This is a genomic window from Rhodanobacter sp. MP7CTX1 (assembly GCF_014205795.1).
Classification (GTDB): domain Bacteria; phylum Pseudomonadota; class Gammaproteobacteria; order Xanthomonadales; family Rhodanobacteraceae; genus Rhodanobacter.
Window position 1 is genome coordinate 68,940 of the sequence record NZ_JACHCN010000011.1, and the last position, 17,310, is coordinate 86,249.

At 61.5% G+C, this 17,310-nt stretch carries 9 protein-coding genes; 2 read left to right on the forward strand and 7 right to left on the reverse strand.

The annotated features are described in order from the left end of the window. Position 1 precedes the first annotated feature (1 nt). Positions 2-1,006, reverse strand: coding sequence for a fatty acid desaturase (locus tag HDE77_RS14000; protein ID WP_184418166.1), 1,005 nt, complete (start codon positions 1,004-1,006; stop codon positions 2-4). A gap of 448 nt (positions 1,007-1,454) precedes the next feature. Here HDE77_RS14000 and HDE77_RS14005 point away from each other — a divergent pair, with 448 nt between their 5' ends. Together HDE77_RS14005 and HDE77_RS20320 are read left to right on the forward strand one after the other, a co-directional pair. Beyond that, the gene (locus tag HDE77_RS14005; protein ID WP_255482722.1) at positions 1,455-3,449 is read left to right on the forward strand and encodes a S8 family serine peptidase; all 1,995 of its coding nucleotides are present in this window, start codon (positions 1,455-1,457) and stop codon (positions 3,447-3,449) included. Positions 3,450-3,714: 265 nt separating this feature from the next. Next, positions 3,715-9,153 carry an ESPR-type extended signal peptide-containing protein gene (locus HDE77_RS20320; RefSeq protein ID WP_221444287.1) on the forward strand — a complete coding sequence of 1,813 codons (5,439 nt, stop codon included), beginning with the start codon at positions 3,715-3,717 and terminating at the stop codon, positions 9,151-9,153. A 125-nt stretch (positions 9,154-9,278) separates the two neighbouring features. On the opposite strand, the gene HDE77_RS14060 is transcribed toward HDE77_RS20320, so the two are convergent. The 6 genes from HDE77_RS14060 to HDE77_RS14080 form a co-directional block, all read right to left on the reverse strand. Then, positions 9,279-10,712, reverse strand: coding sequence for a deoxyribodipyrimidine photo-lyase (locus tag HDE77_RS14060; RefSeq protein WP_184418168.1), 1,434 nt, complete (start codon positions 10,710-10,712; stop codon positions 9,279-9,281). A 21-nt stretch (positions 10,713-10,733) separates the two neighbouring features. After that, complete coding sequence (locus HDE77_RS14065; RefSeq protein WP_184418170.1) at positions 10,734-11,525, reverse strand: anti-sigma factor; 792 nt, start codon at positions 11,523-11,525, stop codon at positions 10,734-10,736. Next, positions 11,522-12,082, reverse strand: a complete 561-nt coding sequence (locus HDE77_RS14070) for a sigma-70 family RNA polymerase sigma factor (RefSeq protein ID WP_184418172.1) — start codon at positions 12,080-12,082, stop codon at positions 11,522-11,524. Before HDE77_RS14070 ends, HDE77_RS14065 begins: the two co-directional genes overlap by 4 nt. 84 nt (positions 12,083-12,166) lie before the next feature. Beyond that, on the reverse strand, positions 12,167-12,295 hold the full coding sequence (locus HDE77_RS20550; RefSeq protein ID WP_255482723.1) for a hypothetical protein: 129 nt from the start codon (positions 12,293-12,295) through the stop codon (positions 12,167-12,169). A 100-nt stretch (positions 12,296-12,395) separates the two neighbouring features. After that, complete coding sequence (locus HDE77_RS14075; protein ID WP_184418174.1) at positions 12,396-13,499, reverse strand: efflux RND transporter periplasmic adaptor subunit; 1,104 nt, start codon at positions 13,497-13,499, stop codon at positions 12,396-12,398. 73 nt (positions 13,500-13,572) lie between these two features. Further along, positions 13,573-16,767, reverse strand: a complete 3,195-nt coding sequence (locus HDE77_RS14080) for an efflux RND transporter permease subunit (RefSeq protein ID WP_184418176.1) — start codon at positions 16,765-16,767, stop codon at positions 13,573-13,575. Positions 16,768-17,310: the final 543 nt, after the last annotated feature.

The following is a 17,310-nucleotide window of genomic DNA, read 5'->3' on the forward strand; positions in this document are numbered from 1 at the left end:
CTTACTCCCTCGCCTTCGTCATCACCCAGGCGGGCACCGGCTTGAGGCCCCGTACCAGACCCAGCGCCGACATCAACCGCAGCCCGTACCAGGTCAGGTCGATCTCCCACCAGCGGAAACCCTGGCGGCTTGAGCCAGGGAAGAAATGATGGTTGTTGTGCCAGCCTTCGCCAAACGTGAGCAATGCCAGCCACACGTTATTGCGGCTGTCATCCCGGGTATTGAAGCGACGGCTGCCGAATCGATGCGCCAATGAGTTGATGGTCACCGTGGCGTGGAACAGCACGATGGTCGATACGAAAAAGCCCCACACCAGCATCTGCCCGCCGCTGGTGCCCAGCTGCGGCGCAACGTGCTTGAGCAGTACGCCCAGCAGATACAGGCACACGGCCAGCATCACCGGCACCAAAGTGTCGTAACGATCCAGCACGCGCAGTTCGGGAAACTTCGCCAGATCCGGCACGCGCGACAAGTCCGTGCGGAAGTTGCGTGGCGTCAGAAACCAGCCCACATGACTCCAGATGAAGCCATACACACCCGGCGAATGCGGGTCCCGCGTCGTGTCGGCATGGCGATGGTGGTTGCGATGATGCGCCGCCCACCACAAGGGGCCACGCTGCACGCATGAGGCCCCGATCAAAGCAAACACAAACTGCACTGTGCGCGAGGTCTGAAACGTGCGGTGCGAGAAATAGCGGTGATAGAAACCCGTCAACGCAAACATGCGTACGACATATAACGCAGCTGCCACGATCAACGCGATCGGCGACACACCCACCCAGAACACGCACAGGCAGGCCAGATGCATCGCAATGAACGGCGCAGTCCGCAGCCAGTCGATGCGATCGGCGGTTGCCTCGTCAAGCTCGTCACTCGCGGCAGTATCGATCCAGCGTCGAACACTACGGCTAAGCCACGACCCATGGGCATCGACAACTTCCGCATTGAGTGTTGCTGGCTTGGCCCCGTGTGAAATTGGGATCAAGACCGGTCTGGAGAGCGCCATGAACGTCTGCCTATCAGTGTGTCGTTGATAGGTACGGACGAATGGCCGGAGCGGATGCATCCGATCGCGGGGAGCTATTGATACAGCGTCACGCTCATGACAGAACAACGCAAACGTGCAATTAGCGTCGACATCCGGCTGTTGCGGGGTCCTTGTTTCCTTGAATTAAAAAATTCTGGGTTGGCCCCTAAGCCAATGAGCGGCTCGTCAATGCGAACGAGCATCACATCACTTCGAAATCGGCCTGCTGGAAAATGGCAAATTCCGGTTGACTGGCGCAAGAACACAGTGTTAGGTTCGTAATATCTTACGTTTCGAAGGACTGTTCGTACGCAACCGCGGGACGGGATATCGATCGGCGTCAAAGCATGGAACGGGAAGTTCCGCAGGAAGGGTTTCATGGACATCGCCATGGAACGCCAATCATCAAAACATGGAGATCGTTGCAATGATGAACAGTTCAGGGATCAAGTCGGTGCTGGTGGCATCGATCGGAATGGCTCTTTCTTCGTCAGCCTTCGCTGGCAGTATCACGCAGGCGATACCCACGCCCTCCGTAGCCGCAGCAAACTTCAATGTCAGTTCCTTGCGCACTGACGGCAGCTACGATCGCTTCATCATCAGGTATCGCGTGGGATCGACTGAGCAGGGAAGCCAGACGGCTGCCGTGCAGAATATTAGCGCTGCCGCCGCACGTGCTCGCTTGGGCAACGCACCGCGCGTGAACTACAAGCGCAAGCTGGCGACCGGCGCTGAGCTGGTGACCACCTCACGCAAGCTGAATCAGGCAGAGGCGGCGGCATTCATCCAGTCCATCGCGGCCGACCCGGCCGTAGAACACGTCGCCCCGGACGTGCTCCGGCAAGCCGTGTTGGATACCAACTCGCCCAATGCCATCACGACGGCGTTCATGCCGAACGATCCCAACTTTGCCACCTATCAGACTGACTATCTGGCAGGGAACGGTGCCCCTACAGCGAAGAACAAGGTGGCCAACTACGGCGGCGTCAATATCGTCGGAGCCTGGAACCTTGCCGATGGCAAAGGCGCGACCATCGCGGTGCTGGATACCGGCATCGTCAAGCATGCTGATGTAAATACCTCGATGGCGGATGCTGGCTACGACTTCACCAGCGATGCTCTGGTCTCTGGTCGCACATCAGCCGGCCGCGCGCCGGGTGGTTGGGATCTGGGTGACTGGACGACGGGCGATCGATACACGACCACCAACGGTGGTTGCATTAATCCGGGCAGTGGCGGCCACGATAGCTCCTGGCACGGCACCCATGTGGCCAGCGCCAGTGGTGCCGAGTTGACCAACAATGGGGTTGGTATGGCGGGCATTGCGTATAACGCCAAGGTGATTCCGGTCCGCGTACTGGGCCACTGCGGAGGCACTGACAGTGACATCGACGACGCCATCGTGTGGGCCGCGGGTGGTCACGTGGAAGGCATCCCCGACAACCCGAACCCGGCGCAAGTGATCAATCTCAGTCTTGGGGGGCCGAGTACGTGCACAGCCAAGGACGATCCTGCTATTGCCATTGCCAAGGCGAATGCCTTGGGTGCCGTGGTCGTGGTCGCTGCCGGTAACAGCGGCGAGGATGTCGTCGGCAGCTCCCCGGCCAGCTGCCCCGGTGCGATCACGGTGGCTTCGACTGGCGTCACCAGCAAGCTTGCGTACTATTCAAATTACAATGGCCCCAAGGAAAGTATCGTGGCCTTGAGCGCGTTTGGCGGCGGTGTCAACGTCAATGATGGCGAATCGGGGACCCAGTTGAACCCGGAAGGTTTTGCCTGGCAAGCCCTGAATAACAGCGCAACGGCACCGGCGGCCAGCCCTGGTGGCGATACCTACGGCGGCATGGCGGGCACTTCGCAGGCCGCCCCGCACGTTACCGGCGCTGTTGCATTGATGCAGAGCGCCCGAGTTGGCGCAGGCTTGCCGCTGCTGACGCCTGCCCAGGTACTCAGCATCCTGAAGAGTACAGCGCGAGTACCAAAAGTTACCCCGGATCCGTCAAAGACATTTGGTGCAGGCATTCTCGATGCAGGCGCTGCTGTAGCGGCGGCAGCGACCTTTGGCACTGACGTCCCCCCACCACCGGTCCCGGACAGTTCCACTGTGCTCACCAGCGGCATCATGGTGGCTGGCCAGTCGGGATCAGTCGGCGCCAGTACGGTCTACAAGCTGGATGTTCCAGCCGGGGCGCTCGCACTGACCCTGCGCACGTTAGGAGGCAGTGGCAACGTATCTCTCTACGTCAAGGTGGGTTCCGTGGGTAGCGCTACCAACTACGACTTCAAATCGGCATCGAGTTCCGGAACGAGTAAATCAGTGGCGATCTCGCGCCCGCGGGTTGCCAGCTACTACGTCACCTTGGTGGGCGACTCCGCGTACAGTGGCGTGACGGTGCTCGGCACGTTCACCGCACCGAAGTAAACACCGAGTTGATAGCAGGCAAACCGAGGACTCCGCCCTCCAGGTCGGAGTCCTCCACGCCACGGCCGACTCAATGCCGCGACGCCGAAGGGCCGCGATTGAAGTTCGCAACTTCAAGTCCCGCACACACCGGTTTTCAGGACGTGCGACGGATACGTGCGTCTGAAAGACCTGACTGACCTACAGATACAAATCATGTCCTTCGACACACGCTGAGTACGGCGGGTGCGGGCCGAATTCGTAATTACGCATAGGGAGATGTGTCTTGAACAAAATCTACAGCAAGGTATGGAACAAGTCGCTGGGCATGCTCGTGGTTGCATCGGAGTTCGCCAATGCCAGTGGCAAGGGCGCCGCATCGAAACGTCTCAGAGCCGCGACCGCGGCTGCGGGTGTCGTCATGGCGCTAGGCGCTGGCCCGGCAGTGGCTACGGATGCTTTCGGCAAGTCGACGGATACGACGACGGCACGCTGGTTGACCACAAACGCGGTGAACAAGAGTCAACAGCATGTATCCGTTGGAGGCATCGCAGGGACTATCCATTATCTTCAGTTCAATGATGCCAATAGCGGCACGAACAACGTGGCCAGCGGCCCTCTCGACATCACCAGCACCGATACTTTGAATGGCCCGCGATTGAATTCAGTGGACGTGGATCTGGCAGCCGTCGGTCAGGGTGCAGCCAGTGCGTTAGGCGGCGGTGCTGGCTATAACTCAACCACGGGTGCGTGGACCACGCCGAGCTACACCTTGCCGAGCGCGGGCGGCACCAATACATACCATGATGCAGGTAGCGCACTCAGCGCGCTGGACGTGTACGCCGGCGGTATCAACGCAAATGGCACCAAGTACTTCCACACCAAGTCCACGCTCACCGATGCCTCCGCGACGGGTACCAACGCGCTGGCGGTAGGTCCGGCGGCACTGGCCAGCGGCAACAACACGATTGCGGAAGGTAATGGTGCTCAGGCCATCGGCAACAATGCCGTAGCCATTGGTCAGGGCGTAAGGGCCCAGGGCGCGAATAGCATCGTATTCGGCAGCGGAAATTCGTACACCGGCGCGGCGTCGACTGGCGCGATCGTGATCGGTCAAGGTGCCTCGGCCACCGACGACACCACGACGGGCACAACGATCGGGTCGAGCAACAGCGTCGTCATCGGTAACGGTGCGATTGCTTACTCGGGCGCCCAATACGGGGTGGCTTTGGGCTTTGGTGCAGGTGTGGCGCAGCTGAGCAAGGATGCCATCGCGATTGGCAAATCGGCCATCGGCTATGGCGATGACTCCATGGCGCTCGGCACCAAGAGCTATTCGGTAGGCCCCGGATCGCTGGCAATTGGCATGTCTGCGACTTCGCTGGGCACCAACAGCGTGGCCTTGGGCAAAAGCGCGTACGCGTGGGCCAACAACAGCACAGCACTTGGCACCGGGGCGTATGCCAGTGGTACCAACTCACTCAATGCAAGCGACCTGGGCGGTGCATCGGCCATCGGTTTCCAGGCGCATGCGAACGGTGATGGAAGCGTGGCCATAGGCCTCAAGAGTCTGGCCAATGGACTCAACCTGGGTACAACCGACGCGGTAGCTATCGGCAACTCCAGTGTGGCTTGGGGCACGGACAGCATCGGCATTGGCCATGGCGCGGTCGCCGCGTTTACTAACGACCAGGCGATAGGCGCCAAGGCCTGGGCGGGCAGCGGAAATGGCACTCGCAACATGGCTATCGGCAATGCTGCGACGGCCGGCAATCGCACGCCCGGTAGTGCGGATATAAGTGATTCCATCGCCTTTGGCGCCTCATCAACCGCCAGCAAGAACCAAGCGCAGGCGATGGGTGTCAATGCGACAGCGGACGGTGTGCGGAGCGTGTCCGTGGGCTACCAGGCGGGCGCGGAAGGCGACAATTCCCTGGCCCTGGGCAGTGACTCACTTGCGCTTGGTACGCATTCGGTGGCGGCCGGTGCGAGCAGCTTCGCAGTGGGCGACGAGAGTTCCGCATTCGGCAGCTATTCCGATGCGGAGGGAAACAACAGCATGGCGATCGGTGCGCACAGTTTTGCCTTCGGTACCGGTTCATCGGCGTTTGGGTGGAAGGCGCAGGCGACCCATGACTACGCCACGGCCGCGGGCTACAACAGCTTCGCTGACGCGATAGGTGCGTCCGCTTTCGGAAGCGGTGCGTCCGCGACCGCAAGCCATGCCACGGCAACCGGCCATGGCGCGGTAGCGAGTGGGCAGAACAGCGCCGCTTACGGCGCCGGTGCCCAGGCAACCGGTCCTGCTGGTGTCGCTATCGGCGGCAATGCTGTGGATGCGAATGGCAACGCACTACTTGGAGATGCCAACGGGGACCCGATAGATACCGCCGCGACCAGTGCCGGTGTGGGTGGTACGGCAGTGGGCGCCAGCGCACAGGCAAGTAGTTTTGGCGCTGCGGCGTTCGGCGTCGGCGCTTTTGCGACAGGGCAGCAATCCACTGCAGTAGGCGCACGGGCCAATGCATCCGGGGACTACGGCACCGCGCTCGGAGCCCGTGCTCAGGCGGTTGGAAACGCGGCCTCGGCGCTTGGTGCCGGCAGTGCTGCAAATGGCGACTTCAGCGTCGCGTTCGGTTCCTTGGTGGATGCGGGCGGCGTTGTTAACGGTCGCCCGACCGGACACCTGGTCGCCACCACAGCGAATGGGCTGGCTTCTACCGCGATCGGCCCCGGCGCCGTAACGACTTCTCCGGCTTACGGCGCGGTAGCGCTTGGCACCATTGCCACTGCCGAAGGACGTTACAGCCTGGCCGAAGGTACGTCGAGTCACGCCAAGAACGACTATGCCATCGCCATCGGCGCACGCACCAATGTGTTCGCCGACTATGGCGTTGGTTTAGGCTACGCCAGCCTCGTCGAGGCCTATGGTGGCGTCGCGCTCGGCGTAGGTAGCCGCGTCACTGCTGACGCGCTCAACGCCATTGCCATTGGCTCTGGCTCACTGGCCAACCGTGCCAACACGATGTCGATAGGCTACGCCGGCCACGAGCGTCAGATCACCAATGTCGCCCCTGGCACACAGACAACGGACGCGGTGAACAAGGCTCAGCTGGATGCCGTTTCATCGACGCACCTATTCGTCGCTGAGGGTGCAACCGATGGCAGTGAGGATGCCTTGGCGTTGGGCACACATTCGGTGGCGGCGGGTGCGAGCAGTTTCGCGGTCGGTGTAGAGAGTTCCGCATACGGCGCGTCTTCCGATGCAGAGGGCCTCAACAGCACCGCGATGGGTGCGCACAGTTTCGCGAACGGTACCGGTTCATCCGCGCTGGGCTGGACTGCCGTGGCAGCTAATGACTACGCCACGGCTGTTGGCTATAGCAGCCTCGCCAGCGCAACAGGCGCGTCGGCTTTCGGTAGCGGCGCGGCGGCAACGGCAAACGGTGCAACGGCGACCGGCTACAACAGTGTCGCCTCGGGCGACCGATCGCTGGCGGTGGGTCAAGCCGCACAAGCGGTGGGTACTGAAAGTGTCGCTGTGGGTGGTGGCAACTTGATGTTGGACGGCTCGGTTTCTGTGGCAGAAGCGAAAGGTCTTGGCGCATCGGCCTTCGGTGCGGGTGCCGTGGCATCGAGCGATTTCGCGACTTCGCTTGGCTGGAGTTCGTTTGCGGCTGACGTCAATAGCACGGCGGTCGGCGGTGAGGCGAGAAGCATCGGCATATTGTCGACTTCGCTAGGCTTCGCTTCAGACGCGTATGGCGATTACGCCACGTCGATTGGCGGGAACAGCACTGCGCATGGCGAGAACACCACCTCGGTGGGGGCGAACAGTATGGCGTCCAGCAATGGCGGCACTGCCCTTGGTGCTGATGCCTGGGCATTGGGGGACAACTCCATCGCCATCGGCGCACACTCGTTCAGTAAGCGCGCTAACACAGTCTCAGTAGGAGGTGCCGGTGATGAGCGTCAGATCACCAACGTCGCCGCTGGCACCGAAGCAACCGATGCGGTGAACAAGGGCCAGCTGGATGCCGTGGCGAAGTCTACGTCGCAGGCGTCTCACCTGTTTGCCGCGGACGGTGTGACCGATGGCAGCGAGGACGCCTTGGCGTTGGGCACGCATTCGGTGGCGGCGGGTGCGAACAGCTTCGCGGTGGGTGACCACAGTGCGGCCTACGGCGCAGGCTCGGACGCCGAAGGTGTCAACAGCACGGCGTTGGGCTCAGGCAGCTTCGCCTTTAAAGACGGTGCGACGGCGGTGGGTGCCGGAGCGAACGTGACCAATCTGTTCAGTACGTCGCTGGGCTACGGCAGTATGGCCAGTGGCTCCAATAGCGTGGCGCTGGGCGCGAGGTCCGTGGCTGATCGCGACAATACGGTGTCGGTGGGTAGCGTCGGGGGCGAACGGCAAATCACCAACGTCGCAGATGGCAGCCAGGCTACGGATGCCATAAACAAGCGCCAGCTCGATACCGCGATCGCCACTGCCGGCAGCTCCGGAGGCGAGTTGACCAACGCGGTGAAATACGACGACAGTAGTAAGGGCCAAGCCACTCTAGCTGGCACTCACGGAACGCGGATCAGCAATGTGCAGGCCGGCGGCGAGTCGACCGACGCGGCAACGGTGGGTCAGGTTGCCGGTGTGTACGCCGCGATGGGTGGTGGTGCTGGCCTGACTGCCAGTGGCGGCTCGGCCCTACCGAACTTTGTGATCCAGGGCAGTCGCTACAGCAATGTGGGCGATGCGCTGAGGGCATTGAACGGTGTCCTGACTGGTGCGGTGAATAACATCATCTCGCTCCGCAATGATGTGACTGCCCTGCAGCAAGCTCCGCACAACGTAGTGGTGGATCCCAACGGTGGTCGCATCGTGGCGGGCGGTGCCAGCGACGGCAGCGATAAGGCGAACGTGGCGACTGGTTCCAAGGGCGTGGCGCTGGGTTCCGGAGCCTCCGTGGGCGGCGATCACGGCACCGCGGTGGGCGGCGATAGCTACGCGGCCGGCCGCAACGACACGGCCATCGGCGGCAACGCCAAGGTGAAGGCCGACGGCAGTACGGCGGTCGGTGCGAATACCAGCATTGCGGTAGCCGCGACCAACGCAGCAGCAGTGGGTGAAGGTGCCTCGGTAACCGCTGCTTCGGGCACTGCGCTGGGGCAGGGCAGTTCGGTGACGGCGACCGGTGCAGTTGCGTTGGGTCAAGGCTCGGTAGCCAACCGTGCCAATACGGTGTCAGTGGGCAACTCGGGCGCCCAGCGCCAGGTCACTAACGTGGCGGCCGGCACCCAGGTTACCGATGCGGCAAACTACGGCCAGGTGCAGGCTGCGCTGGTTACTGCCAAGACGTATACCGACGCTGGCGACAAGACCACCTTGCAGTCCGCCAATGCGTATACGGACCAGAAGTTGGGTAATTTCGCCAGCACCAACGACCTCAATACGTTGCGTAATCAAGTCAGCCAGCAGCTCTATGGAGTTAACCAGCGCCTTGACCGCGTCGGGGCCATGGGTGCGGCGATGTCGCAGATGGCGTTCAGTACTCAGGGCATCAACACGCCAAACCGACTGGGTATGGGCGTTGGCGGCTACGGTGGGCAGGCCGCAATGTCGGTGGGCTATTCGCACCAGATCACCCCGAAAGCCAATCTTACATTTGGTGCGGCGATCAGCGGTGGCGGCGAGAGTTCGGGTGGTGTTGGCCTAGGTGTGGGCTGGTAAGTTAGTCAGGACTGGATGACCGATCGGGCTGCTCAAAGCGGTATTGGTGGCAGACCTCCCCAGGTGCGGAGGTCTGCCACTCTGATATCAACGTGAAGACTGTCTGCGCTCCAGCGAGAGCTGGATCAACGGTTGCGCAAACTCTGATACGCGGTCAGCGCATCCTGGCGAGACCCGGCAACATCAATCATTGGCGCCGGGTAACCGCTGCGGGTCAGTAGTGACGAATCCTTCCAGGGTTCGTGCAGTAGATCCAGCGGTGCATCTGCCAGTTCGGGCAGCCAGCGCCTGAGATAGATGCCCTGGGGGTCGAATTTTTTCGCCTGGGTGACCGGGTTGAACACCCGGAAATAGGGTGCAGCATCGGCACCAGAGCCGGCCACCCACTGCCAGCCTAGCGTGTTGTTGGCGAGATCCGCGTCGACCAGCGTGTCCCAGAACCAGCGCGCGCCATGGAGCCAGTGCTGGCGCAGGTTCTTGGTCAGGAAACTGGCGACGATCATGCGCACGCGATTGTGCATCCAGCCGGTATGCCATAGCTCGCGCATGCCGGCGTCGACCAGTGGAATGCCAGTGCGACCCTGCTGCCAGCGTTCGAGTCGCACTTCATCGGGCGGGGCCCACGGGAAACTTTCGAAGCGCGGATTGAAGTTTTCAGTGGGCGTGTGCGGGAAGTGATAGAGCAGATGATGGGCAAATTCGCGCCAGCCCAGCTCGCGCAGATAAGGCTCGATGTCTGCGCACTGTCGCGTATCCACGCGTTGCGAGTGTTCGTGCAGGGCGAAGTGGATCTGCCTCGGCGAAATTTCCCCGAAATGCAGATGGGGTGACAGTCGTGACGTGCCGTGCCGCGCAGGCAGGTCGCGCGCATGCGCGTAATCGCTGATGGCGTCGTCGCAGAACAGTTCCAGCATCTCCTGGGCGCCTTGTTCGCCGGGTTGCCAGGTTTCGTTAAGTCCGCTGTCCCAGTCGATGCGCGGAAGCAGACCCAAGGCGGCCAGCGGCAGACTGCCAGGTAGTGTCAGCCAATCAGCCGCCGCGGGCTCCGGCAACGGCGCGGTCGCATTCACGCGGGCTCGGAGATTGCGCCAGTAGGGCGTGAATACGCGATACGGCTCGCCTTGCTGGGTACTGATCTGCCAAGGCTCCGACCATAGCGCGGCGGCGTGACTGTGCACCTCGATGCCGTGTTCGCGCAGTGCCGTTTTGATCCGCGTGTCATGTGCGATGGCCGCCGGCTCGTACAGGCGGTTCCAGTACACGGCTTGCGCGCCGGTCTGCTTGATCAGCTCCAGCAAGACCGGCAGGCTGTCGCCCTGAACTAGATGCAGGGCGGCTTGACGCTCATGCAGTTGGGCCTGGAGCGAGGCCAGCGAGTGATGCAGCCACCAGCGACTGGCCGCCCCCGCGGGCCATGGAGCATCCTGCTTGGCCGCTTGCTCGTGAGGGGTGTGGATGAACACCGGCAGGATGCGCGTATGCCGGGCGCAGGCGGCCACCAGTGCAGGATTGTCGGCGAGGCGCAGATCCCGGCGAAACAACACCACGGCCGTGGTCATGATGGAAGCATCATGACCGGACTACGCCGACGTCTGCCCGGCGTTCCGATGGTAGGCACTCGCGACCTTGCTCGTGTGGTCCCCCGCATCAGGCGCACCGCTGATCACACCCTTGGCGATGACCGCGCCGGTAGGCTGACCGGTTGGCGAACCACCGATCGGTTCGACCGAGACGGCAAGTGCGGCGGTTGGGCCGAGCTGCGCGAGCAGGGTGGGATCCAAGGCCAGGGTGGTGGGTTTGTCGCGCGCAATCATGCCCACCGCGATGGGCTTTTGCCCGGACGGAATCAGCCAAAGCTCGGGAGCACGCCCTTGCGCGAAGGCGACCGGTGTTGCCGGCACCACGACCATCCGCGCGTGCTGCAAGTCCATGGTGGCAGTCCAGCCGGTGACGCCATTGTCCTGCTGGATGGTGGAAGCCATGTAACCGGCGCTGACCACCGTGGGTGTGGGTGCCAGGTGGGGCAGGGAGACCACGACTATCAACGCGGCGGCCACGACACTGGCACCGATGCCAAGCCAATGCCATAGCTGCAGGTTGTCCCAAAGCCCCTTGCGTGGCTGGATCCTGGCCGGTGCATCCAGCTGCAGCGCGTCGTGAATCCGCGCCCAGACGTAGGGCGCTGGCGCGACGTCGGCGATTTGATCAGCCAAAGGCATCAGGCGCCGCTGCCATAACGCAACCGCCGTCGCGGCCTCGCCCGTGGTCTCGATTTCATGGGCGACCGCGGCGCGCGCGTCGGCATCGAGCACGCCCAGCACGTACTCGGCGTAGCGCAGATTGTTGTTGCCGTCGTCGGCTGGTGTGTTCATTGATCGAGGCACGTGCGAAGTTGCATCAGGCTACGGCGGATCCAGCTTTTCATGGTTCCGAGCGGCACCATGCAGCGTGTCGCCAATTCGTTATACGTAGCTCCGGTGAAAAAGGCTTCACGAACCGAATCACGTTGTTGGGGTTCCAGTTCATCGAGACAAACCTGCAGGCGTCGATATTCCTGACTGGTCTCGGCGTCCGCGGCCGGCGTGGGCTGGTCGTCTACAGTTTCATCCAGCCTGGACGGGTCATCCAGCAGTTCTTCCCGGTGCTGGCGCAAACGGTCGATCGCCTTGTTGCGTGACAGCGTGATCAGCCAGGTGATCGCACTTGCTTTCGCCGCATCGAAGCTCGCGGCACGGCGCCAGACCGTGGTGTAGGTCTCCTGCAGGACTTCTTCTGCCTCGCCACGGTCATGCAGCATGCGCAGACATACGCCAAACAGCTTGGACGAGGTGCGCTTGTAGAGCTCGGCAAATGCCTTCTGGTCATTGCGACCGGTCTGCATCAACAGCCGATTCAGCTCATCGCGCTCGGCGGGACTGGCGACACTCATGGGCAAGCAATCCTGTAATCACGAAGAAACCGGGCCCGTGGCCATGAAGCAGGGTGCGTTGGAAGATACGCCAGCCAGATGTTTTCATAGCATGAAGGTGCCGTGCCGGCGTGGCAAGCCCGGCTTTGCCAGTAGCGCCTGGCCACCGTCGATACGGGTTTTGCGCACTGCGTCCCGCCCGCGCAACGACACGGCAAGAACGGCACGACCCATGTGATCCGTGCGCTTCACCAGCGAGGTGATGAACCACGAAAATGCATGTCCAACCTGCGCAAAGGCTCCGTGGCGGACATCAAGCCTCGAATGGGTGGAATTACTTGTCGCGCTTGGCGATGTTTACCTGTTCGCCCTCATACAGCGAGTCGGCCGGGTTGATGATGATGTGTGCGTTGGCTTCCAGGCCTTCGGTTACTTCGACCGTGTTGCCGAAATCGCGGCCCAGCGTTACCGTCTGCAGGTGAACACGCTGCTGTGCATCGACCAACGCAATGCGTAGGCCCTCACTGCGAAACAGCAGGGTGTTGGCTGGCACGATGAAATTGTGCGCGGCCGTAGCCAGTGCCAGCTTGACGTTGGCGTAGACCCCCGGTACCAGTGTCTGGCCCGTATTGTCTACATCGATCTCGGTGCGCAGGGTACGGGTGCTCGAATCGAGGGCGTCCGACGTGCGGGCGACAGTGCCGCTGAAAGGCTTGGCGCCGTAGCTGCTCAAAGTCACGTCAGCCGGCATGCCGATATGCACACCGCTCGCCGAGCTTTCAGGCACATCGACGAATACACGCAGCTTGCTGGTGTCGGCGATCACAAACAGATTGCTGCCGGTCGAGCCCGCATCGACCAGTGCACCCACGTCCAGGTTGCGCTGGGTGATGACGCCATCGAACGGCGCAACAATGTGTTTGAACTGCTCCATGTTCTGGAGCTTGGCGACATTGGCGCGGTCCGCTTCCACCGTCGCGACGTCTGCGTTCAACTGGGCAGCAAACTGATCAGCCGTCTGAACGGCCACCAGACCTTGCCCTACCAGTTTTTGATAGCGATCGGAGGTGACCTTTGCCAGGTTCTCATTAGCCTGGTCGCTGCGCATCTGCGCCTGGCCCTGCTTGAGTTCGTTGTCGACGTCAGGGGTGTCCAGCTCAGCCAGGGGCTGACCCTGTTTCACCTTCGTTCCGATGTCTACGTACCACTTGTTCACATAGCCCGTGGTGCGGGCATAGATCTGGGCGTCCTGCCAGGATTTGACGGTGCCGGGCAGGATCAGGGATTGATCGGTGGGCGCAGGCTGTGCAGTCAGCGTGCTGACGGTCGGGACGGCATTGCGATCCGTGTCTTCGGTCAGCACGTGGCGTGCGTGCATGCGTTCGATCACCCCGATCACCCCGAGCGCCAGCAACGCGATGCCGAGCAGGATGAGCACGAACCTTGCGCGATGCGACGGCTTGGACCGCGGAAGGGATGACGATGTGTTCGGTGTGGGCATGGTCAGGATCTCAAACGGCAGCCGCGTCATGATCCGCCGTATGGCGACGGTGGATCAGACTGAAAAACGTGGGTACGAAGAACAATGTGGCTGCCGTCGCCAGCAACAGGCCGCCGATCACGGCACGGCCGAGTGGAGCATTCTGCTCGCCGCCCTCACCCATGCCCAGCGCCATCGGCACCATGCCGATAATCATCGCAAAGGCGGTCATCAGCACCGGACGGAAACGTGCGAAGCCAGCCTCGATCGCGGCTCTTACCGGATCGTTGTGATGATCCAGCCGCTCGCGCGCGAAGCTGATCACCAGGATCGAGTTGGCCGTGGCAACGCCCATGCACATGATGGCGCCCATCAGTGCCGGCACCGACAGCGGCGTGCCGGTGAGGAACAGCATCCAGACCAGACCGGCGAGTGCCGCGGGCAACGCCGCGATGATGATCATCGGGTCCAGCCAGCTCTGGAAATTGACCACAATCAGCAAATAGACCAGCACGATTGCAAACGCCAGTCCGCCGATCAAGCCACGATAAGACTCGGCCATGGTCTGCACCTGCCCACGTACGTTGATGTCGACGCCGCGGGGCAGGTGCCTGGAGTAGTTATCGACGATGCGCTGAACGTCGGCCGCTACGCTGCCGAGGTCGGTACGATCGACCGCGGCATACAGATCCATGGTCGGGATGGTGCTGTAGTGCGTCACGATGGCTGGTCCCGCGCTGCGCGAGAAAGAGGCGAGGCTTTCCAGAATCTGGCTCGACATGCCGCTCGTGCCGCTGCTGCTGGTCGCCGCTGGCGTTGAGGCGCCGGTGCTGGTGATCGGCAGCGTCTGCAGCGCCTGCAGAGTGTCGAGTTGATACTGCGGTGCCTGCGTTGCAATGGAATAGCTGATGCCTGTTTTCGGGTCGACCCAATAGGTGGGGCTGACCTGCGATGAACCCGCCAGTGCCGTCAGCAGATTGCTGGCTACATCCTGCTGGGTAAGGCCAACCAGGCTGGCACGTGTGCGGTCAACGTTGACGTTGATTTGCGGCAGGTTCAGCGCCTGCTGCAGGCGCAGGTCGACCAGACCGGGCACACGCTTGAGCTGGCCATAGAGGTCGTTGGCAATCTTCGCGGTGACATCAGGATCGCGTCCGCTGACCTGCACGTCGATGGGCGCCGGTGAACCGAAGTTGAGGATCTGTCCGACCATATCTGCCGGCAGGAACGAGAACGTCACGCCGGGGTAGCGTTGCGCCAGACGCTGGCGAAGTGTGCGCACGTAGTCAATGGTCGGGTGGTGATCTTCACCCAGGCTGACGAAGACGTCGCCGTCGGACGTGCCCACCACGCCGGTATTGCTGTAAGACAGATTGATGCCGCTGTAGGGCAGGCCAAGCGTATCGACAATGTTGACCAGTTCGTTCTTCGGGATGGTCTGGCGGATCACGTCCTCGATGCCATCGGCCAGACGCGCCGTCTCCTCAATGCGCAATCCGGTTTCAGCACGGAAATGCAGCTTGATCTGGCCGCCATCGACATAAGGGAAAAAGTCGCGGCCCAGCCACGGCACCAGCAGCGCCACCGATAGTGCGCAGCCGCCGAAGAACAATATCGCGAACAGTCCGCGATGCTTTTCCGCGACTTCCAGCGTATTGCGATAACCATCGCGAATGCGCTCGAAGCGTCGTTCGAAGGCCAGCTGAAAACGTCCGAGAAGACCGGGGGAGTTCTGCTCTCCGTGGCCGTGCTTCTTCAGCCAGTACAGCGACAGTGTCGGCACCAGGGTTCGCGACAGCACGTAGGAAGCCAGCATCGCGAACACCACCGCTTCAGCGAGCGGCGCGAACAGGTATTTGGCAACGCCGCCGAGGAAGAAAATCGGCACAAACACAATACAAATCGACAACGTGGAAACCAGCGCCGGCACGGCGATCTGCTGGGCGCCTTCCATGATCGCTTCGTAGACCTCCTTGCCTTCCTCCAGATGCGAATTGATGTTCTCGATGGTCACGGTGGCATCGTCGACCAGGATGCCGACCGCCAGCGCGAGACCACCCAGCGTCATGATGTTGATCGTTTCGCCCATCGCGGACAGCGCGATGATTGAAGCCAGGATCGACAGCGGAATGGAGATCGCGATGATCAACGTGGAGCGCCACGAACCCAGAAACAGCAGGATCATCAAGCCGGTGAGCGCAGCGGCGATCCCACCTTCGCGAATCACGCCTGAAATCGCCGCGCGCACGAACAGCGACTGATCCGACAATGCGTGAATCTGAAGGTTTGGAGGTATGGCCGCGCGGATTTTCGGCAGCATGCCACGCAAGCTACCCACGATGTCCAGCGTGGATGCATTGCCGATTTTCAGGATCGACATCAGCACCGCGCGCTGACCATCCACGCGCACGATATTGGTCTGCGGCGGCGAGCCGTCGTGGACATGCGCAACGTCGCGGATATAAGTCGTGATGCCATTGACAGTGCGGATCGGCGCATTGTTGAGGTCGGCGATCTGTTGTGGACTGCCGTTCAACTTCACGCTGTATTCGAGGTCGCCGATTTTCTCGGTGCCCGCCGGCAGGATCAAGTTCTGCTGACCAATGGCTGTGACCACATCACTCGGCGACAGGCCGTGCGCCAACAGCGCCTGCGGGTTCAGATCGACCTGGATCTGACGTTGTTTGCCGCCGTAGGGATAGGGCGTGGCGGCGCCGCGCACGCCAGTAACAAAGGTGCGCACGATCTGGTTGGCATCGTCGAAGATGGTCGACTCGGACAGCTCCTTCGATGACAGCGCAAACTGCAGGATCGGCACACTGGATGCGCTATAGACGATCACCAGCGGCGGCGTCGTGCCGGCCGGCATCGATTTGATCACCGTCTGCGAAATCGCGGTGATCTGTGCTACCGCCATGTCGATTTTGACGTTTGGCTGGAAGAACACCTTGACCAGGCCAACGCCGTTCAACGATTGCGTTTCGGTGTGTTCGACATCGTTGACCGTCGTGGTGAGCGATCGTTCGAAGCCGGTCACGATGCGGTTGTTCATATCGTCGGCAGGCAGGCCGGTGTACTGCCACACCACCGAAACCACCGGAATATCGATATTCGGGAAGATGTCGGTGGGCGTTCGCAGAATGGCGAGCGGACCGAGTATCAACAACAGCAGCGCCAGAACAATGAACGTGAGCGGTCGTTCCAGCGCGATTTTGACGATCCACATAACCGTTGACTTCCATCAGCCATGCCTAAGGCCGGACAGGTCCGTGAGGCATGGTCAGACTTGTGTTTGCTGGGGAGGGGGCAAGGGATAATAGCCTAGGCAACTTTATGGTCGGCAACCATATGCCATAGGGCACGGTCGTCGCACTGGATCGTCGAGCGAAGCGTAAAATGCTTCGACACAAACCCAGTGCGTGAACTCCGATATCCAGGCAATCGGTCAGCAATGCCATGCTCCAAAGCGTTCGTCATCTGAGCTCGCCTTCGAGGGAAACCCAGGGCGTTGGAACTTGCGATCCGGTGAATTGCAGACCCGCCGCACGGCAGGTCCTTAAACACCAGTCGCCGATCCTGCCTACCCTACATGACCATCCGACAATCATGCGACTGAAGGGTTCGGGCGCGATGAGTAGATATCGCCAAGCTTTGTCGGCTGGATGGTGGACTCCGGAGAGTTAGCGACGTCATCGTTAAACCAAATTTCCACCCTCCATTCACGAGCACTGTATGAGTGCGCCATTAAGGTCAATGTTCTGCAATGTCC

What these genes read in the sequence shown, in the direction of transcription:
- HDE77_RS14000 (WP_184418166.1), bottom strand. Translation starts at nt 1,006, where the DNA reads ATGGCGCTCTCCAGACCGGTCTTGATCCCAATTTCACACGGGGCCAAG.
- HDE77_RS14005 (WP_255482722.1), top strand. Translation starts at nt 1,455, where the DNA reads ATGATGAACAGTTCAGGGATCAAGTCGGTGCTGGTGGCATCGATCGGA.
- HDE77_RS14060 (WP_184418168.1), bottom strand. Translation starts at nt 10,712, where the DNA reads ATGACCACGGCCGTGGTGTTGTTTCGCCGGGATCTGCGCCTCGCCGAC.
- HDE77_RS14065 (WP_184418170.1), bottom strand. Translation starts at nt 11,525, where the DNA reads ATGAACACACCAGCCGACGACGGCAACAACAATCTGCGCTACGCCGAG.
- HDE77_RS14070 (WP_184418172.1), bottom strand. Translation starts at nt 12,082, where the DNA reads ATGAGTGTCGCCAGTCCCGCCGAGCGCGATGAGCTGAATCGGCTGTTG.
- HDE77_RS20550 (WP_255482723.1), bottom strand. Translation starts at nt 12,295, where the DNA reads ATGGGTCGTGCCGTTCTTGCCGTGTCGTTGCGCGGGCGGGACGCAGTG.
- HDE77_RS14080 (WP_184418176.1), bottom strand. Translation starts at nt 16,767, where the DNA reads ATGTGGATCGTCAAAATCGCGCTGGAACGACCGCTCACGTTCATTGTT.